Source organism: Chitinophaga sp. SYP-B3965 (genome assembly GCF_009647655.1).
Classification (GTDB): domain Bacteria; phylum Bacteroidota; class Bacteroidia; order Chitinophagales; family Chitinophagaceae; genus Chitinophaga.
Map to the genome: position 1 here is coordinate 3,298,126 of NZ_WJFD01000001.1, position 22,971 is coordinate 3,321,096.

The 22,971-nt window shown below is 46.7% G+C and carries 20 protein-coding genes; 6 read left to right on the top strand and 14 right to left on the bottom strand.

Annotation, left to right across the window (positions count from 1 at the left end):
* Positions 1-23: 23 nt before the first annotated feature.
* From GFS24_RS13065 to GFS24_RS13110, 10 genes are all read right to left on the bottom strand, one after another.
* Entirely contained in the window at positions 24-905 is an 882-nt protein-coding gene (locus tag GFS24_RS13065; protein ID WP_153659996.1) for a lipid A biosynthesis acyltransferase, read from the bottom strand.
* Entirely contained in the window at positions 905-1,162 is a 258-nt protein-coding gene (locus GFS24_RS13070) for an acyl carrier protein (protein WP_153659997.1), read from the bottom strand. Before GFS24_RS13070 ends, GFS24_RS13065 begins: the two co-directional genes overlap by 1 nt.
* A 131-nt stretch (positions 1,163-1,293) precedes the next feature.
* Positions 1,294-2,514, bottom strand: a complete 1,221-nt coding sequence (locus tag GFS24_RS13075) for a beta-ketoacyl synthase (RefSeq protein WP_153659998.1) — start codon at positions 2,512-2,514, stop codon at positions 1,294-1,296.
* A gap of 66 nt (positions 2,515-2,580) precedes the next feature.
* A complete protein-coding gene (gene fabG, locus GFS24_RS13080; RefSeq protein WP_153659999.1) occupies positions 2,581-3,309 on the bottom strand; it encodes a 3-oxoacyl-ACP reductase FabG in 729 nt (242 codons plus the stop codon).
* Positions 3,310-3,324: 15 nt separating this feature from the next.
* The gene (gene hutH, locus GFS24_RS13085; protein ID WP_153660000.1) at positions 3,325-4,899 is read right to left on the bottom strand and encodes a histidine ammonia-lyase; all 1,575 of its coding nucleotides are present in this window, start codon (positions 4,897-4,899) and stop codon (positions 3,325-3,327) included.
* 235 nt (positions 4,900-5,134) lie between these two features.
* The gene (locus tag GFS24_RS13090) at positions 5,135-6,421 is read right to left on the bottom strand and encodes a hemolysin family protein (protein WP_153660001.1); all 1,287 of its coding nucleotides are present in this window, start codon (positions 6,419-6,421) and stop codon (positions 5,135-5,137) included.
* A gap of 23 nt (positions 6,422-6,444) precedes the next feature.
* On the bottom strand, positions 6,445-7,182 hold the full coding sequence (locus GFS24_RS13095) for a ZIP family metal transporter (protein WP_153660002.1): 738 nt from the start codon (positions 7,180-7,182) through the stop codon (positions 6,445-6,447).
* Positions 7,179-7,754: a phosphatase PAP2 family protein gene (locus GFS24_RS13100; protein WP_153660003.1), complete on the bottom strand. Its 576-nt coding sequence runs from the start codon at positions 7,752-7,754 to the stop codon at positions 7,179-7,181. The genes GFS24_RS13095 and GFS24_RS13100 overlap by 4 nt, the downstream gene beginning before the upstream one ends.
* On the bottom strand, positions 7,754-8,503 hold the full coding sequence (locus GFS24_RS13105) for a bifunctional 2-polyprenyl-6-hydroxyphenol methylase/3-demethylubiquinol 3-O-methyltransferase UbiG (RefSeq protein ID WP_153660004.1): 750 nt from the start codon (positions 8,501-8,503) through the stop codon (positions 7,754-7,756). Before GFS24_RS13105 ends, GFS24_RS13100 begins: the two co-directional genes overlap by 1 nt.
* Before the next feature lie 22 nt (positions 8,504-8,525).
* The gene (locus tag GFS24_RS13110) at positions 8,526-10,496 is read right to left on the bottom strand and encodes an LTA synthase family protein (RefSeq protein WP_173003062.1); all 1,971 of its coding nucleotides are present in this window, start codon (positions 10,494-10,496) and stop codon (positions 8,526-8,528) included.
* Between the two features lie 192 nt (positions 10,497-10,688).
* On the opposite strand from GFS24_RS13110, the gene glmM reads away from it, so the two are divergent.
* From glmM to GFS24_RS13125, 3 genes are all read left to right on the top strand, one after another.
* Complete coding sequence (glmM, locus tag GFS24_RS13115) at positions 10,689-12,071, top strand: phosphoglucosamine mutase (RefSeq protein WP_371730595.1); 1,383 nt, start codon at positions 10,689-10,691, stop codon at positions 12,069-12,071.
* Positions 12,072-12,179: 108 nt separating this feature from the next.
* The gene (locus tag GFS24_RS13120; RefSeq protein WP_153660007.1) at positions 12,180-13,307 is read left to right on the top strand and encodes a cysteine desulfurase family protein; all 1,128 of its coding nucleotides are present in this window, start codon (positions 12,180-12,182) and stop codon (positions 13,305-13,307) included.
* 73 nt (positions 13,308-13,380) lie between these two features.
* Positions 13,381-14,163 (top strand): zeta toxin family protein, encoded by a 783-nt coding sequence (locus GFS24_RS13125; protein WP_153660008.1) that lies wholly within the window; start codon positions 13,381-13,383, stop codon positions 14,161-14,163.
* 54 nt (positions 14,164-14,217) lie between these two features.
* Here the strand turns inward: GFS24_RS13125 and GFS24_RS13130 are convergent, their stop codons facing one another.
* The 3 genes from GFS24_RS13130 to GFS24_RS13140 all read right to left on the bottom strand — a co-directional run bounded on the left by GFS24_RS13130 (position 14,218) and on the right by GFS24_RS13140 (position 17,482).
* Positions 14,218-14,913, bottom strand: a complete 696-nt coding sequence (locus GFS24_RS13130) for a LytTR family DNA-binding domain-containing protein (RefSeq protein ID WP_153660009.1) — start codon at positions 14,911-14,913, stop codon at positions 14,218-14,220.
* A complete protein-coding gene (locus tag GFS24_RS13135) occupies positions 14,891-16,321 on the bottom strand; it encodes a sensor histidine kinase (RefSeq protein ID WP_153660010.1) in 1,431 nt (476 codons plus the stop codon). Before GFS24_RS13135 ends, GFS24_RS13130 begins: the two co-directional genes overlap by 23 nt.
* A gap of 129 nt (positions 16,322-16,450) precedes the next feature.
* On the bottom strand, positions 16,451-17,482 hold the full coding sequence (locus GFS24_RS13140; RefSeq protein WP_153660011.1) for a kelch repeat-containing protein: 1,032 nt from the start codon (positions 17,480-17,482) through the stop codon (positions 16,451-16,453).
* A gap of 282 nt (positions 17,483-17,764) precedes the next feature.
* Between GFS24_RS13140 and GFS24_RS13145 the strand changes: the two genes are divergently transcribed.
* The gene (locus tag GFS24_RS13145; protein ID WP_173003063.1) at positions 17,765-19,072 is read left to right on the top strand and encodes a DUF4270 family protein; all 1,308 of its coding nucleotides are present in this window, start codon (positions 17,765-17,767) and stop codon (positions 19,070-19,072) included.
* A gap of 7 nt (positions 19,073-19,079) precedes the next feature.
* Positions 19,080-20,312, top strand: a complete 1,233-nt coding sequence (locus GFS24_RS13150) for a hypothetical protein (protein ID WP_153660013.1) — start codon at positions 19,080-19,082, stop codon at positions 20,310-20,312.
* Positions 20,313-20,405: 93 nt separating this feature from the next.
* Here GFS24_RS13150 and GFS24_RS13155 read toward each other — a convergent pair whose 3' ends face one another.
* Positions 20,406-21,764, bottom strand: a complete 1,359-nt coding sequence (locus GFS24_RS13155; protein WP_153660014.1) for a GH1 family beta-glucosidase — start codon at positions 21,762-21,764, stop codon at positions 20,406-20,408.
* 124 nt (positions 21,765-21,888) lie between these two features.
* On the opposite strand from GFS24_RS13155, the gene GFS24_RS13160 reads away from it, so the two are divergent.
* Positions 21,889-22,935 (top strand): formylglycine-generating enzyme family protein, encoded by a 1,047-nt coding sequence (locus tag GFS24_RS13160; RefSeq protein WP_153660015.1) that lies wholly within the window; start codon positions 21,889-21,891, stop codon positions 22,933-22,935.
* The last annotated feature ends 36 nt before the right edge of the window (positions 22,936-22,971 follow it).

Here is a 22,971-nt window from a genome sequence, read left to right on the forward strand (position 1 = left end):
GTTGTTATCGAGTTAAAGGAATATTAATCTTTGGACCAAAAATCGTAATAATTAAACCATTGCAACGGGTACTTTTTCACTTTCTCTTCCATCACATGTACAAAATCCTGCATGGACTTTTCCAACCCTCCCTGCTTTACGGCCTGGTAAACCGTTGGTTCCGTAGCATACAGGTGGTAGTGGTTAGTGGTTTCCTTAAATGCAAATACCAGGGATACGGGTACCCTGAATGTGCAAGCTAACACGAACGGACCTATGGGAAAGCGTGCCGGCTCCCCCAGGAAGTTCATTTCCATGGTTTTGTTCCCTTCCAGGAAACGATCTGCATGCATACATACCAGCTCCTGCCTGCTCAATGCATCATGGATGGCGTAAATATGCGAATTATCGTCTTTTAAAACAATCACATTCACATTTCTTCCCCCTGTGATACCTTCCAGGTACTTTTTGATCCGCTGGTGCTCCCCGTCGAACATCACAATATTGATGCGGGTCTTTAACCGGCTGAACAAATGACCGGCTACTTCCCAGTTTCCCAGATGGGCGCTTAGCAAAATTCCTCCCTTCCCGCCAGATACAATATCGTGCAAGTGGGGTTCCCCGTCAAATTCAAATGTGAAAGGGTTTGGAAGTTCTGCCATCACCACCACTTTGTCTAACAGCGTTTGCCCGAAAACATAATAATTCCGGTACACACTGATCAAAGCGCGAAAGCGGCTATAGCCAATTTTACGGTGAAAATACTGAAAAATGGATCGGGAAGAGCGATAAGAGAACAGGCAGTAGTAAAACGCAACAAATCTCAGGAGAAAATAAGCCAGCTGCACTCCTCCATAACGCAATACACCAATAAAAATCCTGTACCCCAGCTTATTTCCTTTGGACTTACCTTGCCAGGAAGGCATTATACCAATTCTTTTTGTTTAACACGGGCTATTACGTAATCATAGAAATCCTGGAAGGTAACAATGCCCTGGAAGTCTTCGGGTTTAACTTTAAATCCAAAGTTACTTTCAATGGCCACTACCAGGTCTATGTAGTCCAGGCTGTCCAATTCCAACGTGGCTTTTAAATCAGCCTCGGGGGTAATGCTTTCGGGAGCAACTTCAAATTCCTCCACCAGAAAAGCGTTCGTCTGTGTGATGATCTCGTTAATTTCCATAAATGTTGTGTTCCAGATATAGGTTGATTAGGCAATACTCAAGCAATACCAGCAAGCGTTCCGTTTATTCAGTCGGGCGAAGCTTCCTGCAAAATTAGATAAATTCCCTTACAGGTACTTCCCTTTGCGAATTATTGCCATTTCCTGACAACCAGCGAGGAGTTAGTACCTCCAAAACCAAATGAATTAGACAAAAATATATTAAAGTTTTTATTAATTGTATCAGTGACGATATTTAATTTGGCCGAATCCTCGTCCGGATTCTCGAAATTGATGTTAGGGGCGATGAAGTCGTTCTGCATCATTAACATAGAGTAAACGATCTCACTGGCACCTGCCATCCAGCACTCATGGCCGGTCATGCTCTTTGTGGAGCTGATGGGCGTTTTGGCACTGCCGAATACGGCATCCAGGGCTTTGGCCTCACTGGCATCCCCTGCTGGTGTAGAAGTAGCATGGGCGTTGATGTAGCCAATATCAGAGGCCATCAGTCCGGATTCCCGGAGTGCCATTTCCAGGGAGCGCATAGGCCCGTCCACACTGGGATTGGAAATATGGGCGCCATTGCTGGAAAAGCCATATCCCAGGATCTCACCCAAAATGGTAGCGCCACGGCGTTTGGCAGATTCCAGGCTTTCCAGGATCACAGTGGCTGCTCCCCCGCTGGGTACTAACCCATCACGGTCACGGTCAAACGGGCGGGAAGCTTTGGCCGGCACATCTTCTCTTACGGAGAAAGCGGCGATGGCATCAAAATTCCCCATGGCATATAAGTTCACTTCCTGCGCGCCGCCACAGATCACCGCATCCTGTAAACCGTTGCGGATGAACATAGCCCCCAGGCCAATAGCATGAGAGCCACTGGCGCAGGCTGCGCTTACACTGAAGTTGATCCCTTTTAATTTGAAAATGGTAGCCAGGTTCATATTCACGGTGGAGTTCATGGTCTGGAACACTGAACCGGAGCCTACCAGCATGGTATCTCCTTTTGCCCGCATAATATCTGTGGCTTCAATGATGGGTTTGGCAGAACTGTCGTTACCAAAGAGGATACCCACATCGTTCTTATCGAGGTAATCCTGGTCTATCCCCGCCTGGGCTAATGCTTCGCGGGTGGACATATAAGCATATTCTGCCTGCTCGGGCATCATCATACGTGCCCTGCGGTCCAGCAGGCTTTTTAATTCAGGACGGGAAATGTTACCTGTGAGGCCGGAACGGTATCCGAAACTCTTACGCTCTGCGTCCAGCACAATGCCGGAACGTCCGTGGAATAGGGATTCCCGAACTTCCTCAAGGTCTTTACCAATGCAGGAGTAAATACCTGTACCTGTAATCACGACTCTGTTCATGCGATGTAGTCTTATAAGCCGCCAAATTGTTGCGGGCCAACGTAATTTACTATATTAATAAGATGATCAGGAATACAGACCACCATTGATGTTCATCACTTCTCCCGTTACATAGGATGCGCCGCGGGATGCAAAAAATGCTACTGCTTCCGCTACTTCTTCCGGTGTGCCAAAACGTTGCATGGGCACCATGGCGGAGAGTTCTTTCTCTGGTAAACCTTCCGTCATATCCGTTTTGATGAAACCGGGTGCGATGGCGTTCACCGTCACATTCCGTTTGGCGATTTCCTGCGCGAGGGCTTTGGTGGCGCCTATCAGCCCTGCTTTTGCAGCACTGTAGTTCACCTGGCCGGGTGTTCCTTTCAAACCGGACAGGGAAACCATATTAATGATCCTGCCGTAACGTTTGATCAGCATGCCGGTGAGCACTTGTTTGGTTACGTAGAAAAATCCATCTAAACTGGCGTCCAGCACTCCTTTCCATTGGGCATTGCTCATCTGGAACATCATCATATCTTCCCGGATACCGGCATTATTCACCAGTACTTCTATCTGTTTCTCTTTGTTGTTCTCTATCCAGCCGCCTAACACGGTTTGCACTTCTTCAAAGTTCCCTACATCAAACTTCAGCAGTTCACCTTCCACACCTTTCGCTTTCACAGCTGCGAGGGTTTCCTCTGCAGCCACGGTATTCCCTTTATAATTGATCAGGATATTGTATCCCTGTTCCGCCAGTTTAATACACACTGCCCTGCCAATACCCCTGGAACCTCCTGTTATTAAAGCAAATTTCATCTTTGGTTATTCTTGTTAAACTGAAGTTTTCTGTCTTTTCTCTGTTACCGGTTCTCCTGCTATCATGGGTTCATTGCGCATGAGGTATGCTTTGATCCGTTGTACATCTGCATAACGGGGAGCATCCTCAATAAATTTAGGGAAAATAGCCCTGATGTCCTGATAGATCCGGGAAGTGAAAGCACCCAGCCTGTCCTGGCAATTCAGGAAATCTACTGCCTGTAAAAGCGTCATCACCTGCACGGTGAGTACCTCAAAAGTGTTTTCGATCACTTTGTAGGTCATCTGTGCGGCGTTGCAGCCCATGCTCACAATATCCTGGTTGTCATTATTATTCGGAATGCTGTGCACGTACATCGGGAAGCTCAGGGTTTGGTTTTCCGCAACGGTAGAAGTGGCGGTGAACTGTACACCCTGCATACCAAAGTTGAAGCCCAGTTTACCCAGGTTCATGAATGGCGGGAACTTATGGTTCAGCTTATCGTTCAGGAGATAGTTCAGCTGGCGTTCGCTGAGCATAGACAGTTTGGTCATGGCGATCTTCACTTTGTCCATTTCCAGGGAGATGTAATCTCCGTGGAAATTACCGCCATGGTACACATTCTGGTGGCGGTGATCCACAACGGGATTATCGCTCACAGAATTCAGTTCTCCTACCACGATGGTTTCTGCATGTGTGAGGGTATCATAGATGGGGCCCAGGATCTGGGGTACGCATCTTAAAGAATAATACTCCTGCACTTTATCTTTAAAGATCTCTTCTTCCAGTTCTTTATACAGGTGATCAGGTCTGTGGCGGATCATTTTGCTGCCCTTGAGCATGCCGCGCATCATTTCCGCGATCTTGTTCTGGCCAACATGTTTTTTCACCACGTTGAGTTCATAACTCAGGTGATCGTCAAATGCTTCCACTACTTCATTGATCATGCTGGACAGGGCGCAGCTCCAGAGCAGGAGTTTGCGGGCCTCGATGATATTCACGAGGCCAATACCGGTCATGGCAGAGGTACCATTGATAATGGCCAGGCCTTCCCGTACATGTATTTCAATTGGTTTCAGTCCCAGTTGTGCATACACTTCCGCTGCCGGGCGGATCTCTTCTTCATATAATACATGGCCTTCACCGATCAGTGCATGGGCCAGGTGAGCCAGTTGCACGAGATCGCCGGAGGCGCCTACTCCCCCATGTTCGTAAATGCAGGGGTAGATGTTATGGTTGATCAGGTCTTTCAGCAGGTGAACTGCATCTGTATGTACGCCGGAAAAACCCTGCATGAAACTGCTCAAACGGGCAATCATGAGGCTTTTGGTGAGCACAGGCGCCAGGCATTTGCCGGCTCCGGAGCTGTGGCTGCGGATCAGGTTGTATTGCAGTTGGTGGGTATCCTCTTCACTGATGCGGTATTGCGCCATAGGCCCGAATCCCGTATTGATACCGTAAATGAGTTTTTTGGCGGAGAACTTTTTGAGAAATTCAAAGTTGTCATTCACATTTTGTACGGCTGCTTTATCCAAAACCAGCTCCTCCCCATCAAACAATACCCTATGCACCTCTTCCAAAGAAAGCACCTTACTTCCTAGTACGACCATTATTTTAAATTATATAATTTGTTTATGTAAAAAAGTGCTCAAAAATAGTATAAAGATGGATCAAATATAATATCCCTTATAAAATTTTTATAACATACGTTTACGAGCTACTCACTTGGCATTCAACTAGTTTCATTCTGTTGTTATAGGTTTCCGTTCTGGCGTGCGAATAGTTAAGCTTTCACATAGGTATACCGCATAGTGCGCCCACATGCGGGTTTAAGATGTAAATGTATTAATCTTCTTCAATATTTTCAGGGGGAGTCACCAATATTTTATCAATACGGTGGGCATCCATGTCAACAATCTCAAAAGTGAAGTCCTTCCAGCTGAGCTTTTCGCCAGTTACGGGTATATGTTCGAGGTGATGAAGTATAAAACCGGCCAGGGTATCAAATTCCTGTTCAAATTCGGCCATCATATCTTCCATTTCAAATTCGCTGAGGAAGTCATAAAAGGGGATCTGGGCATCTACAAGGTAAGAGCCGTCATCCCTTTTCACCATGTCATAGTCGTCTGCCCCTACTTCCGGCATATCGCCCACAATGGCTTCCAGGATATCGTTCAGGGTGATCATACCCAGGAAGGTGCCATATTCATCCACGATAAAGGCTGCATGCACCTGGGTTTCCTTGAATTTCTCCAATACCTGGTAAGCAGAGTTGTTATCCGGAATGAACAGTGGTTTTTTCATCACATCTCTCAAAACGGCCAGGTTACCGGCTGCGTAGAGGTCTTTGATGGTGATGATACCTTTAATATGGTCTATTTGTCCTTCGCATACCGGGTAAACGGAGTGCGGGGACTGCCTGATCTTGCGTTTATAACTTTCTCCTTCTTCTGAGATATCCAGCCATATGATGTCCGTACGGTGGGTCATGAGAGAAGTGATGTTACGGTCTCCGAGGTGGAAAACCCTTTCTATGATCTCCTGCTCGGTTTCCTCAATAGCCCCGGAGCTGGTGCCTTCACTGATAATAGCCTTGATCTCTTCTTCCGTTACGTTATTGTCCGACCGGCGTTTTAAGCCAAACAGCTTTACCAGTGCAGTGGTAGAGCGGCTGAGCAGCCAGATGAAAGGAAAAGTGACGCGGGAAATGAAGTACATGGGTTTGGCGAGGATCTTGGCGATCACCTCCGGATTGGCGAGGCCGATCCTTTTGGGTAACAGCTCTCCCAGTACCAATGTAAAATAGGTAACACCTATTACGATAATGGCGGTAGCAAATGCGTTGCTATAGGGCGCCAGTAAAGGAATAGTATTGAGATACACCCGGATATCATCTTCCAGGTTCTTACCAGAATATAAACCCGTTAAGATACCGATCAGTGTGATACCGATCTGTACGGTAGACAGGAAGGTATCCGGGTTATTGGCGAGTTTGAGTGCAACTTTGGCTTTTTCGTCCCCTTGCCTGGCTGAATTTTCAAGACGCGCTTTGCGCGCTGAAACCAAGGCGATCTCCGCCATGGAGAACACACCGTTGAGCAAAATAAGGACGAGGATAATGACGACTTCCATAATATAAGCCTAAAAATAAAGAATTATTCAAATATCAGTGTAATAAATGCCAAACCAATACCAACAGCAATGGCCAGCACCTTCTGGCGGCTTAGTTCATGATGTTTTGTTCCACTTTCATAAAATATGGTAGTGGAAATATGTAAAAAGGCGCCTACAACCAGCGCTACTAAGTAAACCAGTGAATTGGTGACCACCTGGAACTCCTGCCCCAGCTGTGCGGCTAAGATAGCAGACAAAGGTGTGATCAGGGAAAAAATGATCAGGATGCGCCATAATTTAACTTTCCCCTGGTGTGCATGCATCATGACCGTGATCAGGGTAAGTGCTTCCGGCACTTTATGCGCCATCACACCCAGCATAAGGGATGGCAGTGCAGATTTGTCCTCATAATGAAACCCCAGCGGGATACCTTCCATAAAAGCATGAATGGATAAACCAATCAGTAATGGCAAAACGGCCACATGGTGATGGCCTGCCCCGGTACCGGGAAGATGGGTATGCCCATGTTCCATTCCATGGCTGAGCTGTTGCAGGAATACCTGCAGGAAAAATCCCAAAACGATGTATATACCGGCGGAGTGCCCCAATTCATGGTACACTTCAGGCAGCAGGTGCATAATAGTGATGCCGAAAAGAAAAGCGCCGGTGAATGCCAGCAAATAAATAGGCAGGTTGGGATGAATCCTTTTAAATAACATGGGAATCATGCCCCCGCCTATGGTGGCAGCCAGTATAAATATCAGGTATGTTAAGTTCATGTTGTCTGTTCCAGTTCCAGTCTTATCCTTCTTTGAAAAAATCCACCACTCAGTGTGCCCGCCAGCATTCCCAGTAAAGCGCCCCCAATGATATCAAGGGGATAATGGACGCCTACATAGATCTGGGAGTAGCCAATAATGATTGCCCATAAGAAGAACAACCAGGCCCATTTACCGATCTGCGACCTTAAAGTTAAGAAAGAAAACATCGCTAAGCCAAAATGGTTGGCGGCATGGGAGGAAGTAAAGCTGCCGCTTGAGGGGCAATAGACCACCAATACACGTACATATTGTGCAATAAGCGGGTCCCTGCATGGCCGGATCCGGTCTACCGCATCCTTGATGAACATGCTGGACTGATCTGTTAAAGCAAAGGTGATGATGAAAAAGGCCATCCAGAAAAATCCGCGCCATTTATAATTATAGATCACAAACACGGCCAGGAAAAGGTAGAGCGGCGCCCAGAAATAAGGCTCCCGCATCCATGGCAGTACTACATCCAAAAATCCATTGATCCACTGACCATTGATCTTAAAGAAAAGCCGCAGGTCCCAGGTGAGCAGGTTTTCCATTAACTGATTGGTTTTTGAGCGATGATGATCAGCCGCGGAGATTGCTGTTCGTCAAAAATATTGAAATGATAATCTCCGAAAACGTCTGTTATAATAAGGTGTTGCCTGGCAAACATGTCTTCAAACTCCTTTTTGTGGAAAGCGCTCACGCTTTCTGTGTAGGATGCCCGCTGGAATTGTTTTTTATCCAGGATATTGATCTGTTTGAGGAACTTGCCGTTCTTTATTTCCCGCTGGATGTCAAACACCACATGGTCCTTTTCTATCACTTCATCATGCACCAGGTGGTTCTCCACATAAGTGCTGTTGAGATAATCCAGCACGAGGCGGCCGCCGGGCCTGAGGGAATTGGCCAGTGTGCGGAGTGCGTTATCGTTTTCATGACGGGTTTCAAAGTAACCAAAGCTGGTAAAGAAATTGAACACCACGTTGAAATAATTGATCCGGAAAGGCAGGCGCATATCATGCTGGAAGAAGCTGAGATGCTCGTTCTCCAGTTTGCGCGCAATGGCAATACTTTCTCCTGAAAGATCAATGCCGGTAACATTAAACCCCTTATCTGCCAGGTATTTGGCATGCCGGCCTCTGCCACAAGCCACATCCAGCATCAATGCGTTTGGCTCAGGATGCAGGTATTCCACCAATTTGTCTATAAACGCAGCGGCTTCCCTCTCATCCCGGTTGCTGTACAGCAAGTGATAATAAGGAGAATTAAACCAGTCTTTGAACCATTGTTTCGCTACTTCCATTCTCAACGTATGTAAAACAAATCTACTTCTTATTATTAAACATCAAATATCGGGTGCTTTCGTAGAATGCACGCGTTAATTTATCCATATCGCTGGTGAACTGCGGGTTTTGCTGCTTCACATCCTTCAGCCCATCTGCCTTCAGATCATATAAAGCAGTAGCATTCGTTTTGGTATCTATCTCATAAAGAAACTCCCCGTTGATCATGCCCATACACCAGTTCAGGTTCTTGGCATATTGTATGAAAGCATACCGTTGTGCACTGCGGGTAGTGTCCATCAGGTCCATCCCCAGGGTATAGTTCTTAAAAGGTATACCGGTGAGTTTTGCCACGGTGGGATAAATATCCAGCAGGCTGCCCGCGTGACTGATCTTTTGCGGCTGCAGTAAACGGGGATTATAAATGATACAGGGCACGTGATCCACGTAGGTGGACATTTCATATTCAGGAATAGGCATGAAGCGGAACGGATCCAGTTTGGCACTGTGGTCCCCAAAGAAAACGAAGATCGTATTGTCCAGGTAACCGGAAGTTTTTGCCAGTTTCATCAGGTGGCCGATGTTGTAATCCAGGTAGCGGAGGGCATTGAACTGGTCCAGGTTCACAAAACCGGATGTTTTAAACTGCTTCATATCCACATCCTTTGCCGTGAGTTTTTTAAAATCACCGGCTCCGGCTGTTGTGGTATAGGGCTCATGGTTATCGGCGGTTTGCAGGAAAGCAATGAAGGGCTGCTTTTTGTCCTGCGCTTTTTTGAAGATCTCGTCTGATTCCGTGATCAGGTCAAAGTCTGAAACGCCCCATACATCTGCCTTTGGCGATTTGAAATAACCTTCTTCAAAGATCTCTATCCCTTCCACGTTATTGGTGAACACTGCGCGAATATTGGCCCAGTTGGTGTTTCCTCCCAGGAGGTAATATTTTTCATATCCTGCAAACTGATCCATCACTACCCGCTGATCTACAATACCCGGATGCCGGGAAGCTGTTTTAGAGCGCACCACATCCGGCAGGCCGGTTGTGATGGCAAATACAGAACGGGCGGTGCTCATGGCCGGCACGTAAAAATTATCAAACAGTACCCCGCTGTCTGCCAGCTGTTGCAGGTTGGGGGTTGCTTTCATGGGATTATTAAACATGCTCATCATAGCCGCCCCGCCAGATTCCATCATCACAATGATCACATTCTGCCTTGGTCTCGTGGAATCTCCCGGTTCTGTCCTTACAAAGTTGAGCTGGTTCGGTACCGGTTTTTCTATCCCTAAATATTGCGCGATAACAGGGAAATATTTATGTGTTTCCCGGTCATCGAAAGTATCGTTCTGTACGGTAAAATTGGAGACGAAATATAACACGGGGTTCAGCGCAAGACTGGTCACTGCATTGTCTCTTGTGAACATGGCCTGGCTCCAGCGCAAAGGGAAATATGCCAAATTGCCATAAATGCCTGCTCCAAAAAGGATCACCAGTGTTACCACATAACCTGCATATCCCCATGGGCGCACAGGTATACCTTCCTTTTGGGCATAACGGCGGAAGATCTTACGGTAAGCATAACGGATAAAGATCAAAACCACGATCATCCCCAGCAGCCCCCACACAACGGGGTAACTTTCCCACATCATCCTGGCGTTGGTGGCTTTTTCTCCATATGCCAGGAAGCGGGTAACGGAAGGATCTAAGCGCAAACCCAGGTAACTGTAATGCCCCAGGTCCAGCACATAGAATATGCACAATAACAAATAGATAAGAAATAAATAGCCGAAATTGAACCTTCTTAGCGCTCCGGTACCAAAGAGCCGGTCCCTTGCAATCACCGCTACGAGGGCAACCGGGATCATCAGGATCAGCGCAAGGCGCATATCAAACCGCAGGCCCAGATGCCAGGCCTGGGCAATTACGCCAGCATCCCTGATGGTGGTTGAAAAGAAAAAAAAGTAGAAGACCGCTCTAAATACAACCAGGTAACCAAAAAGGAACAAGGTTTGCATGAAAATATACCGGATGTATCTGGGAATGCGCGACCAAATATGAATCATTATATTCTCTTAAAAATTTATACGTAGCTGCAAATATAGTCTAATTGACATAATCTCTTCCTGATCCTTCCGGACAAGCCAAATTAACAGGTAGATTAAAATTCTAATCAATTATCTTTGCACTCCAAAAAAAATCAAACAATTGTGGCACTGATTAAATCAATTTCGGGTATTCGTGGAACGATCGGCGGCAGGCCCGGGGAAGGACTTTCTCCCCTGGATGTTGTGAAATTCACCGCTGCATACGGTACATGGCTGTTAAGACAAAACGCTGAGAACAAAAAAGTAGTTATCGGCAGAGATGCACGCATATCCGGAGAAATGGTCAGGAACCTGGTGGTATCCACATTGAACGGTTTGGGCATTGATGTGGTGGATCTGGACCTGAGCACTACGCCAACAGTAGAACTTGCTGTTACCATGGAAAATGCAGCAGGCGGTATTATCCTTACTGCCAGCCATAACCCCCGGGAATGGAATGCGCTGAAACTGCTCAATGCAAAAGGTGAATTCATCTCCGGCGCTGATGGTGCAGAATTATTGGACATTGCGGCGAAAGAGGATTTTGTGTTTGCAGACGTATCCAAACTGGGTACTTACCATAGGGACGATTCTTACCTGCAAAAACATGTGGACCTGATCGTGAACTATCCCCTGGTGGATGTTCCCGCTATCAGGGCGGCTAACTTTAAAATAGTGGTAGATGCGGTGAACTCCACAGGCGCCACTTATATCCCCGCTTTGCTGAAAGCACTGGGTGTACAAGAAGTAACGGTGCTCTTTGGAGAGGTGAACGGTAAGTTTGCCCATAATCCTGAGCCATTGCCGGAAAACCTCACGGCACTGTCCAATGAAGTGAATAAATCCGAGGCGGACCTGGGGATTGCGGTAGACCCTGATGTGGACAGGCTTTGCTTTGTTTGCGAGGACGGCAGCATGTTCGGGGAAGAATATACCCTGGTGGCTGTGGCGGATTACATCCTGAAACACCGCAAAGGCAATACAGTATCCAATATGAGCTCCACCCAGGCGTTGAAAGATATTACCCTGAAGAATGGTGGTGAATACCATCCTTCTGCTGTGGGCGAAGTGAATGTGGTGAATAAGATGAAAGCGGTGAATGCCGTGATCGGAGGTGAAGGAAATGGCGGTATCATTGTGCCGGACCTCCATTATGGCCGGGATGCCCTCATCGGCATCGGGTTGTTCCTGAGCCACCTGGCCCAGAGCAAAAAGACCATTAAGGCGCTCCGTAACTCCTACCCTGACTATTTCATCTCCAAAAACAAGATAGAACTGGATAAAGGGATAGACGTAAAGGAGATCTTTGAGAAAATCAAGGGCAAGTACAAGAACCAGCCCCTGAACACGGAAGATGGCCTGAAAATAGAGTTCGACAAGGATTGGGTGCATTTGCGTACCTCCAACACAGAACCTATTATCCGCATCTATGCAGAGAGCCAGAATGAAACCACGGCGGACAATATAGCCCGTAAGATCATGCAGGATATCAAGGAGTTCATTTAATTCCTTCCAAAAATAAGGATGAACGGATGGCAGAATTGATCTGCCATCCGTTTTTCTTTAGGGTAATTCCGTAAATTTGTGGCGCATTAATCAAAAACCACCACCACCTTGGAAAGAATTTATTTCGACAACGCGGCCACCACTCCGCTTGACAAAGCAGTATTGGATACCATGCTGCCCTATATGACCGATAAATTCGGCAACCCTTCCTCTATTTATTCATATGGCCGGGAATCCAGACTGGGCATTGAAAGTGCACGTAAAACCGTAGCAAAGATCCTGAATGCACATCCGGGAGAGATCTTCTTTACCTCCGGCGGTACGGAAAGCAGCAATACTGCCATTCACGCCGCTATCCATGATCTGGGTTGCAAACACATCATCAGCTCCCCCATTGAGCACCATGCCACCCTCCATACGGTAGAACATGCACATTCAAAGGAGAACATCAGGCTCTCCTGGGTAAAACTGCTGCCAAACGGCCACGTGGATATGGAAGACCTCCGCAGGCTGCTTTCCGAATCAAAAGAAAGAAGCCTGGTAAGCCTGATGCACGCCAATAATGAGATCGGCAACATATTAGACCTGCATGCAGTGGGTAACCTCTGCAAAGAGTTTGATGCCATCTTCCATTCTGACACGGTGCAAACAGTAGGTCACTATCCTTTTGACCTTCGCAACACACCGGTGCATTTCATTAACGGCGCAGCACACAAATTCCATGGCCCTAAAGGCGTAGGTATCCTCTACATTAATGAGAACGTGAAGATCACTCCTTTTGTACAGGGTGGATCACAAGAGCGTAACATGCGTGCAGGAACTGAAAACCTTTACGGCATCGTAGGATTTGCCAAAGCGCTGGAACTGGCTACTGCCAATTACGAAGAACACAGCAACTATATCAACGGCATCCGCCAGTACATGGCAGACCAGCTGGAACAACATATTCCCGGCGTAGGTTTCAACGGCGATCTTCGCGGACGCAGTTTGTACACTGTACTGAATGCATCCTTCCCTAAATCAGAGAAGAGCGAAATGCTGTTGTTCAATTTAGATATCAACGGTATCTGCGCATCTGGCGGAAGTGCCTGTACATCCGGTGCGGACGCAGGTTCTCACGTGATCCGTTCCATCAACAACGATCCGAATAAAGTAGCCGTACGTTTCTCTTTCTCCAGGGATAATACAAAAGAAGAAGTAGATAAAGTGGTGGAGAAACTGAAGGAATTAATATGATAATGGTTCAATCAAGTTATTAACCGGCACATTTTATGTGCCGGTTTTTTTATAGCTTTAAATAAATGAAGCTATGCCGAAAATGTATATCATGGCCGGTTGCAACGGCGCAGGAAAAACCACGTCATCATTTGCTGTTCTCCCTGAAATCCTTCACTGCAAAGAGTTTGTAAATGCAGACAATATTGCAGTTGGCATCTCTCCCTTCAATCCGGAAAGTGTTGCGATTGAAGCAGGAAGATTTATGCTGAATAGAATTGATCAATTGATGCAGGCAGGAGAAGACTTTGCATTTGAAACAACATTGTCTACCCGGAGTTATGTATCACTGATAAAAAAAGCACAGGCACTGGGTTACAGTGTACAGTTATGTTATTTCTGGTTAGAATCTCCCCAATTAGCATTAAGAAGAGTGAAAAGCCGGGTGGCAAAAGGTGGCCATCATATTCCCGAAGATGTGATCATCCGGAGATATTACCGGAGTGTGGACAATCTTGTTGAACGCTACATCCCTGTGGTAGATAAATGGTCTGTGTATGATAACACAAACAAGAAACCGGCACTTGTGGCTGAAGGGGATAGTATGGTCCCTTCCACCATTTCCATCCCGGAAATATGGTACCTTATTAACAAACAAACGGATGTTATGGAACATTACAATCAGCCTGTGAGTGAGTTTTCTATTAAAGTTTTGGCAGGTATCAATGTTTACATGCGTAAACTGATTGAGACGAATGCAGCATTGAACCAGACGATGATCGTTGGTGACGGAGCCGGAAATGTGCTGGAAGTTCCGGCAAAAGAATTGCTGGCAGAATACGAAAGAGAAGATGCAGAGAAACTGCGGCTGCAATAGAAAAAATCATCAAATTACAGGGGCTGTATCAAATATTTGATACAGCCCTTTTTATTAAGAATATTTCGTGATCACATCATAGAACTTATCCCTGTACCCCTCACTGATCGGGATAGGCTGATTCGCGATCATCACGGTGTTCCGCTCTACGGAATTGATCTTATTCATGGCTACCAGGTAAGAGCGGTGCACGCGGATGAATTTGTCTTTGGGCAGGCGGCTTTCAAAAGCTTTCAGGCTTTTTAAAGTAAGTACCGGCTGATTAGGCGTATAGATCTTTATATAGTCTTTCAGTGCTTCAATGTAAAGAATGTCTTCGAGATTGATCTTAATGATCTTGTATTCTGTTTTCACGAAGATGTAATCATTGTCCATACTTTTACCCGGGCTGGCTACGGACTGATATTCCTGCGCTTTGGTAACGGCTTTGATGAACCGTTCAAAAGGTATCGGCTTCAGCAGGTAGTCTATCACATCCATATTAAAGCCATCCATGGCATATTCCTGGTAAGCAGTGGTGAAGATCACCATAGGGGGATGCTTCAATGCTTTCAGGAATTGTATGCCTGTGATATCCGGCATTTTAATATCCAGGAACAACAGGTCTACATGTTCCTCCTGCATGTAACGGAGAGCGAGTGCGGCGTTTTCAAATGTTTTCACTTGCATGGGAAACGGCGCCTTAGCGGCAAAATCTTCGATGATCTCCAGAGCCAGCGGCTCATCATCAAGAGCTAAACACTTCATCATGTTTCAGCGCAATTTTAAGGTCAGCAATAAATTCATCTCCATGCTCTCTGACAGTTATGGTATGTGCATCTGTATATAACAAACTCAAACGTTTGAGTACATTGTTCAATCCTACGCCGCCTTTTTCTGAAACGCGCTGCTTAAATAAACTATTGCGCACAATCAAGTGTAATGTGCCGTTGGTCCTGATGTCCAGCCGGATATCGATAAAAGCGCTTTCTGTATAACTGATCCCATGTTTGAAAGCATTTTCTACAAAGGGGATCAGTAACATCGGTGCAATTTCAAGCCCGGAAGGGTCACCTTCTACTTTAAATTCAACCGGAATATTACGTGCCATCCGGAGGCGTTGTATATCTATATAATCCTGTAAATACCGCAGTTCATTTTCCAGCATCACTTTATCTCCGTTACTCTGGTAGATCATGTAACGCAATATGGTGGATAGTTTCACCAGTGCATGTTCTGTTTCCGGCGAGCGGCTGTGTGCCAGTGAATAAATGGTGTTCAGACTGTTAAATAAAAAATGCGGATTGATCTGCGACTTCAGGAATTTCAATTCTGCATTCAGGTTAGCCACTTTCAGGGCTTCCCTTTGTTTCTCACTTTTAAACCATTCCAGTGCAATCTTTATAAACCCGCTCATGAATAACATCAGCAAAGCAAAGGTGGCGGACTTGCGCAGCACTTCCGGAAAAAAGAAATGCCGCAGGAAGATGCCGTCTTCAAAAGGCCTGGCAGCGGTTAAACTGGTTACACCTCCCGCCGGAAAAGAATCCCTGAACTCCACTATCCTCGGGCGCTGGCTGTGCCAGTTGGCGTACAAACGTTTCCGCCATGGCACCAGTGATGGCTGATCTGCTGCATCAAAGAACTGGTCTCTGAAGATCATTCTGCCTTGTACCGGAGTAGGCAATGGTATTGAATCTGCTGCACCTGCATTTACATAAGCTACATTCTGTGGTGCCTGCGTTATCGCCATGCTGCCGCCATAACCTGTGGCAATAGCTACCGCACCAGGGCCTGTACGGAAAGTATGGGCAGGTGATCCGGGCACTCCGTTTACGACACTGAATACGCCCATGGGCTGACGTTCCATCATGTACGCCATGAACTTATATTCCACAAATGCCTGCTGCCCTGCCATAAAAACCAACACCAATATCACGCAGCCGATGTAGATCCCGATCTTTTTTAACGTAAAGAATTTCGGGATCAGCACATATACATTCAGGTAAAATAATCCGATCAGAAATAAGGTATTGATGGCTTCTTTTATGTAAAAAGAATGATCCTGCACCCTGATACGATATACAAAGAATGGAAACAGGAAAAGGCACGTCCATGCTGCTAAATGCAAGCCTATTATTACCAGCCGGTTCCTGAATATATTTCTTAAATTGAACATAGGCGCTAATCGGGGTTAAACATACATCACATTACTCTTAAGCAAGTGTTAAAACAGGTAACCCGAGTCTTAAGTAAGTGTTAAAGTTGAATATGGAAGTACTGCGGACAATACTTCCATATTCAATATTTAATCGTTACTATTATAGGTTGCGGTTGGATCAAACTGGAACATATTATCCAATTGCAAACCTGCTGTACGGCCGGATAATACATATCCTTTGCCACCCAGTGTAAATGCTACAGCTCCTTCGCGGGAAGTGCCTTCAAAATCACGTTTTTTAACCCAGAGATCCGTGATCGGATCATACTCCCAGCACTCCTGTGAGAGGCCACCCTTCGTACCTGTAGCCAGGTATCCTTTGTTATTCATTACAAAGGCAACGGCATTGCTGCGTATCATCGCATAGTCATTATCATAATCTTCATCCTCGTTGGAGTTGTCGATCTTACGTTTGGCAGTCCATTCATCAGTGGCAGCATCATAAACGTAGAGATCTGTTTTAAGTTCGTTGTTATTGGTGCCTGTTAGAACATACGCTTTATCACCGATCACAAATGATACGGCATCCCTGCGTTTTTCTCCCCTGAATGAGCGCTTGCCCGTCCAGGTGTTGGCTACAGGATCATATTCCCATACATCATTCAATGCACCGCCATCATAACCGGACACAACATATCCTTTTCCGTTCAGCGTAAAACTCACGGCATCTCTGCGGGCAAGACTTACTGCAGCATCGGGCCCTTTCAGGCGTGCGCATTCTTTCCACTGACCGGTGGCAGGTGTATATGACCAGAAATCATCCAGGTTCCTTTTTCCATCAAAACCGGTGCCTACATAAGCAACACCATTGATCACAAATGCTGTGGCGCTTATTCGCCCTACTGCCAGCGGAGGAAAATCTACCGCCTTCTCCCAGCCACGGCCCAGGCTGTACTTCCAGAAATCATACTTATACTCTCCTTCTGTTTCATTCCCCAGCCCTGTTCCTACATAAACAGTATCCCCGATGGTAAAGGTCACTGCTTCAGAACGTGGCTTACCAGACATTTCACCCATCCTTACCCAGTTACCGTTATTCTCATCTTCAGTGTCATCATTCTTTGAACATGCTGCCAGCAGGCCCGCCAGTATCCAGCAAAAGTGTTTCGCATTCCGCATACAGATATTTTTTTAATCAAGCCAAAATTATCCGGGTAACTGTTATGGGTAATATAAAATAGACGGATTCCACTCATTAGCGGATGAATATTGCCTTTTCATCTGCCAATGGCCCATTTCCTGCAATCCGCGAAAAACAGGCCCAGAGGGCCTTAAAATGGCAACTAACGGCATGATGTAATCACTCATCGACAAATACGCGGCATTGGCATAATACCGGAAATACAGGCAAGGCTTCCTGATTATCATTGCGCATCTATGCTAGTTCAAAACCATTGCTTAATGATCAGGATGAGATTTATTGGAATAATAGCAGTGCTGTTCTTTTCTGCCTGTGAAAAGAGCGGCTTCAGTTATGAAGACGTACCTAAAGATGGGGATCTGCAACAAACCTTACTGGATACCATCAGCATCACCATGCGTACCGTGCAGATCGATTCTGTTATTACTTCCGGCACCGGCGTTGCGCTGATAGGCGGATACAATGATCCTTTCTTCGGGAACATGAATACCGGTACTTATTTCCGGGTTGGATTACCATATGACAAAACCGTGCCGGACCGTGCAGTGTATGATTCTATTGAGATCATCATGAAGCCAACGGGTTATTATTATGGCGATACCTTGTTGCCGCAACGCATTACGGTACACCAGCTCACACAGGAACTTGTGTTACCGGAAGAATACAATGCCTTTTATGCGCATCACTCTTTTCCGGTGCAGGCAGCCTCCCTCGGTGATCAGCAGGTTACCATTTTACCCACTTCCGGTAAACTGGTACGGTTCCGGCTGGATGATGTGAAAGGCCGTGAAATGTTTGAACTGCTCAGAACAAAAGCGCAGCAGGTATCTACAGAAGATCTCTTCCTGGAATACATGAAAGGGCTGGCCATCAGGGGCAATAATAATGCTGCCGCATTTGGCTTTGAGGCAAAAGACAGTTCTCTTTTCGTGCGCCTGCATTACCATGTTACTACTACGGAAATTGAAGAAAAATATTTCGACTTCTTACTCACCCGGCCGGACCTGCAATTCAACGAAGTGCGGAACGATCGTACGGGAACACCGCTTGCTGCTTTGCCAAGTGGTTCTTCCGGACTGCTGAGCAGTGCCACAGGTAAGCAGGCATTCTTACAAAGCCTCACCGGCACAGCCATCCGCATGGATTTCTTCTCATTGCCGGACCTGGTAAAACTGGGGCGTTACGGACGCATCATGCGCGCACAACTATTGCTTAAACCGGTGAACGGTACTTTCCAGAACTATGCGCCTCCTCCCAAATTAACCATCTGTCTTGCCGATTATAAAAACCAGGTAGCACCGGGAGATACAGTGCCTGATGCCAATTCATCCCTGCAATATGGCGATCTGGTGGTAGATAAACTCAATCCTGAAAACACGAATTACAGCTATGATGTTACGGCTTACTGCAAAGCGGTAGCGGCCAGTAATGCCTATACCTACAGGGGTTTACTGCTGGTACCCACAGCAGGGGATTACCATACACAGCTCAACCGCCTGATCATCGGCGATGGGAAAAACGCGGACTACCGTGCGCAATTGAAAGTCTATTATCTGTTATACCAATAATACCGTGATGCGAAAAATTATACTGGGATGTTTTTTATTACTGGCCGCAGAACATGTACTGGCACAGAAAGGCGTTAATTCATTATACTCTTCCTTTGGCATTGGCGACCTGGAAGAAAAAGATTACAGCCGCAACTTTGGAATGGGCAGCGCCGGTATTGCACGTGGATCGGGCAGTTTCCTGAATGAACTCAACCCTGCCTCCTATGGCCGTATACCGATGGAAACTTTCCTGTTTGAAGTATCACTGGCAGCCAAAGCATTACAATACAACACCTCCACAGAAAGCCAGCCTGCCGGGGATGTCAATTTCAAACGGATAGCGATGGGATTTAAACCACATAAGATCTGGGGTATTGGCATTGGGTTGATGCCCTACAGCCGTGTGGATTACAAACTATTGAACACAAAGTTCATTGAGGGTACCAATACCGGCATCCGCAATGCTGTTGAAGGAAGCGGAGGCATCAACCGCCTGTATCTTTCCAATGCTATCCAGATCAGCAAGAACTTCTCTGTTGGCGTATCCTCTGCGCTCCTGTTTGGCCCGGTAACCACTACGGATAGCCTGGGCAGCACGGGTACGGACGATGATATCTATTCTGAGCGAAAACGTTTTTACCGCAGCTTCAATTTCACGACCGGCCTGCAATACAGTGGCAACATCGGAAAGTGGCAACTGGGCGCGGGACTCACTTATCGTTTTAAAAGCACACTTTCTACAGATGATGATTTCTCTATTCACAGTAAAGATGAAACGGTATTGTATGAAGAGGAACGCAGCGCCAGTGATTATGTGCTGCCTGAACAAATTGGAGCAGGACTTTCTTTAACGAATGGCCGCATCACCTGGGTAGCGGATTACCGCCAGCAAAACTGGAAGGGTGCGAATCCCAACCTGCAGGATTATAAATATGTGAACTCCCAGCGGTATGCTGCCGGTGTGGAATATTCTTTCTATAAATATTACTTCGATTCACGGGTAGAAGGGCTTTCGCTACAGGCTGGCTTTAATTATCATACTGGCTATATGCAGGTTAAAGGACAACAGATCAATGATCTGGGGTTTAGCCTGGGCGGCTCCCTTCCCAGTAAAACAGGGCATCTGCGCTATTATTTAGGTGTGGAAGCAGGGCAGCGTGGCACTGCTGTACAAAACCTGGTAAAAGAGAATTACATCAATTTCGTGCTGCACCTTTCCCTACGGGATAACTGGTTCTTCAAACACAAAGAATTGTAGCGGCCCGGCGGGTAAAAGTAATCACCTGGAGTAGTTCTACGAAACCTTTATACATTCTCGCCCCAAAACCAGGATTCTTTTGCCCGCCGGTGCTTACCTGCCAATACTTTCAGGCTGCAACAGCAATTGCCGGAACCACTGGCCGGAAGCTTTCATGGTCCTTTGCTGCGTGGCAAAATCCACATGCACGAGGCCAAACCGGGCTTTATATCCTTCTGCCCATTCAAAATTATCGGTTAAGGTCCAGGCGAAATACCCTGTTACCGGCACGCCGGACTTTTTCGCTTTTAATACTGATTCCAGGTATTCTTTAAAGTAAGCGATGCGATTATCATCTGCCACTGCGCCATTCAGCAGGTTATCATCAAAAGCGGCTCCGCTTTCTGTGACCATGATCTCTTTCACACCTTCGTAAGCACCAAACTGCTGCAGGATATTATACATGCCGGCTCCGCTGATCTCCCATCCCAGTGAAGTGAGCGGCACACTGCGGTAGCGGGCTTTCACTTCAGACACCCGCACATACGGCATAAAAGCATTGTAGCGTACCACCAGCGGAAAATAGTTCTGGATGCCGATAAAGTCAAAATCAAAAGGCAGTTTATCCCAGTCGCGCCACATGGCATAACGGCGTTCAATCCTTTTTAACAAGGGGAAGGCATCTGTAGGATAACCCATGCCCAAAGCGGGTTCTATAAAGAGGCGATTGAACAATGCATCTGCTCTTGCGGCGGCGCGTACATCTCTTTCGCTTTGTGTATAAGGAATGATATGGGAGCAGGAATAAGTAGTGCCCACCCTGGCATCCCGCACTTCCGCTCTTACTACCCTGGCGCCTTCTGCCTGAGCAAGCGCTACATGATGTACGGCAGGGAGGAAATAAGAAAGTCCGAATTTTCCGGGGGCATGCACGCCCAGCATATAACCCAGGGAAGTAAAACCAAATGGCTCATTCAGGATGATCCAGTTCTTTACCTTATGGCCAAATGCCTGTGTGCAAATGGTAGCAAAGTTTTCAAAAGCATGCACGGTACCGCGGTGGCACCATCCCCCCTTTTGTTCCAGGGCATGCGGAAGATCCCAGTGGTAAAGGGTTACATAAGGCTCCAGGCCCAATTCCAGGCAATAATCTATTACCCGGTGATAGAAATCAATACCCACCTGGTTTACGGCGCCTGTACCCTGCGGTATGATGCGCGGCCAGGAGAGTGAAAACCGGAACACGTTAAAGCCCATTTGTTTTGCCAGCAGGATATCTTCCTTGTAACGATTGTAGAAATCGCAGGCCTGCCAGGCATTGGTTTTATCCCTGATCTTCCCTTTGCGGGCGGAGAAAGTATCCCAGATGGAAATCCCTTTGCCATCGGCATCGTGCGCACCTTCATTCTGAAAGGCGGAGATCACAACGCCCCATTTGAAATCATCCCCGAAATCATCACGACTAAAGGACATGTAGATCCAATTATGATTTATAAATATTGCACGCTCGCTGTAATATGTAATTCGTATCTGATATTTTCATCTTTTGGCAACAATTTAACAATTTCACAATCAGGGGCTGTACATTTGCAACTGTATGAAGCGGAACACTTTCTATTCGATTATATCTACAGCTGTTTTACTCTCGGCTTGTAATGCAACCCCCACCACACAGGAACAGTCTACAGTGCCGGAAATAGTGGAAAAACTAAATCCCATGGTGCTTATTCCCGGCGGATCTTATAAAATGGGAGCGGACGATGATACCGGCATGCCGGACGAATACCCCCTGCATCCCGTAAAGGTAGACAGCTTCTGGATAGATGAACATGAGGTGACCAATGCTGAGTTTAAAGCTTTCGTACAGTCCACAGGGTATGTGACCACGGCAGAGATCCCTATTTCCAAAGAAGAATACATGCAGGCTGCAGGACCCGGCGCCGCCACTCCGGACAGTGCCATGCTCCTTCCCGGATCCCTGGTATTTGTTCCTACCAAAGCAGCGGTAGACCTGAATGACGTTTCACAATGGTGGAGTTTTGAACGAGGCGCCAACTGGCAGCATCCGGAAGGACCCGCCAGTAACATAACCGGGAAAGATCAATTCCCCGTAGTGCATATTTCCTGGGACGATGCGCAAGCATATGCCCGATGGGCCGGCAAACGGCTGCCTACAGAAGCAGAATGGGAACTGGCGGCCAGGGGTAAACTTTCCGGTAAACCTTTCCCCTGGGGAGATGAATTACCGCAAACGGGTAAAGCCAAAGCCAATATCTGGAACGGGCATTTCCCTTATGAGAATTCACTCACAGACGGTTTCTATAATATAGCACCTGTTAAATCCTTTGCCCCCAATGGTTACCAGCTGTTTGACATGGCCGGGAATGTATGGGAATGGACGGCGGACTGGTATGATAACTCCTGGTATTCCAAAGAGAAACCAAACACCGTGAACCCACAGGGGCCCAACGTTCCTTTTGATGCTATGGACCCGCAATCTCCGAAACGTGTGATCCGCGGCGGATCTTTTATGTGCAGTGATGAATATTGCAGAGGTTACCGGGTATCTGCCCGGATGAAAACCACGCCCAGCTCAGGTTTATCTAACCTTGGCTTTCGTTGTGCGAGAACCTACCGTTATTAAATGAAAAATGGATAGCACACGGGTAAGCGGCTATCC

What these genes read in the sequence shown, in the direction of transcription:
- GFS24_RS13095 (WP_153660002.1), bottom strand. Translation starts at nt 7,182, where the DNA reads ATGAACTTAACATACCTGATATTTATACTGGCTGCCACCATAGGCGGG.
- GFS24_RS13150 (WP_153660013.1), top strand. Translation starts at nt 19,080, where the DNA reads ATGCGAAAAATTATACTGGGATGTTTTTTATTACTGGCCGCAGAACAT.
- GFS24_RS13145 (WP_173003063.1), top strand. Translation starts at nt 17,765, where the DNA reads ATGATCAGGATGAGATTTATTGGAATAATAGCAGTGCTGTTCTTTTCT.
- GFS24_RS13155 (WP_153660014.1), bottom strand. Translation starts at nt 21,764, where the DNA reads ATGTCCTTTAGTCGTGATGATTTCGGGGATGATTTCAAATGGGGCGTT.
- fabG (WP_153659999.1), bottom strand. Translation starts at nt 3,309, where the DNA reads ATGAAATTTGCTTTAATAACAGGAGGTTCCAGGGGTATTGGCAGGGCA.
- GFS24_RS13125 (WP_153660008.1), top strand. Translation starts at nt 13,381, where the DNA reads ATGCCGAAAATGTATATCATGGCCGGTTGCAACGGCGCAGGAAAAACC.
- hutH (WP_153660000.1), bottom strand. Translation starts at nt 4,899, where the DNA reads ATGGTCGTACTAGGAAGTAAGGTGCTTTCTTTGGAAGAGGTGCATAGG.
- GFS24_RS13130 (WP_153660009.1), bottom strand. Translation starts at nt 14,913, where the DNA reads ATGATGAAGTGTTTAGCTCTTGATGATGAGCCGCTGGCTCTGGAGATC.
- GFS24_RS13075 (WP_153659998.1), bottom strand. Translation starts at nt 2,514, where the DNA reads ATGAACAGAGTCGTGATTACAGGTACAGGTATTTACTCCTGCATTGGT.
- GFS24_RS13160 (WP_153660015.1), top strand. Translation starts at nt 21,889, where the DNA reads ATGAAGCGGAACACTTTCTATTCGATTATATCTACAGCTGTTTTACTC.
- GFS24_RS13105 (WP_153660004.1), bottom strand. Translation starts at nt 8,503, where the DNA reads ATGGAAGTAGCGAAACAATGGTTCAAAGACTGGTTTAATTCTCCTTAT.
- GFS24_RS13110 (WP_173003062.1), bottom strand. Translation starts at nt 10,496, where the DNA reads ATGCAAACCTTGTTCCTTTTTGGTTACCTGGTTGTATTTAGAGCGGTC.
- GFS24_RS13070 (WP_153659997.1), bottom strand. Translation starts at nt 1,162, where the DNA reads ATGGAAATTAACGAGATCATCACACAGACGAACGCTTTTCTGGTGGAG.
- GFS24_RS13135 (WP_153660010.1), bottom strand. Translation starts at nt 16,321, where the DNA reads ATGTTCAATTTAAGAAATATATTCAGGAACCGGCTGGTAATAATAGGC.
- GFS24_RS13090 (WP_153660001.1), bottom strand. Translation starts at nt 6,421, where the DNA reads ATGGAAGTCGTCATTATCCTCGTCCTTATTTTGCTCAACGGTGTGTTC.
- GFS24_RS13065 (WP_153659996.1), bottom strand. Translation starts at nt 905, where the DNA reads ATGCCTTCCTGGCAAGGTAAGTCCAAAGGAAATAAGCTGGGGTACAGG.
- GFS24_RS13140 (WP_153660011.1), bottom strand. Translation starts at nt 17,482, where the DNA reads ATGCGGAATGCGAAACACTTTTGCTGGATACTGGCGGGCCTGCTGGCA.
- GFS24_RS13100 (WP_153660003.1), bottom strand. Translation starts at nt 7,754, where the DNA reads ATGGAAAACCTGCTCACCTGGGACCTGCGGCTTTTCTTTAAGATCAAT.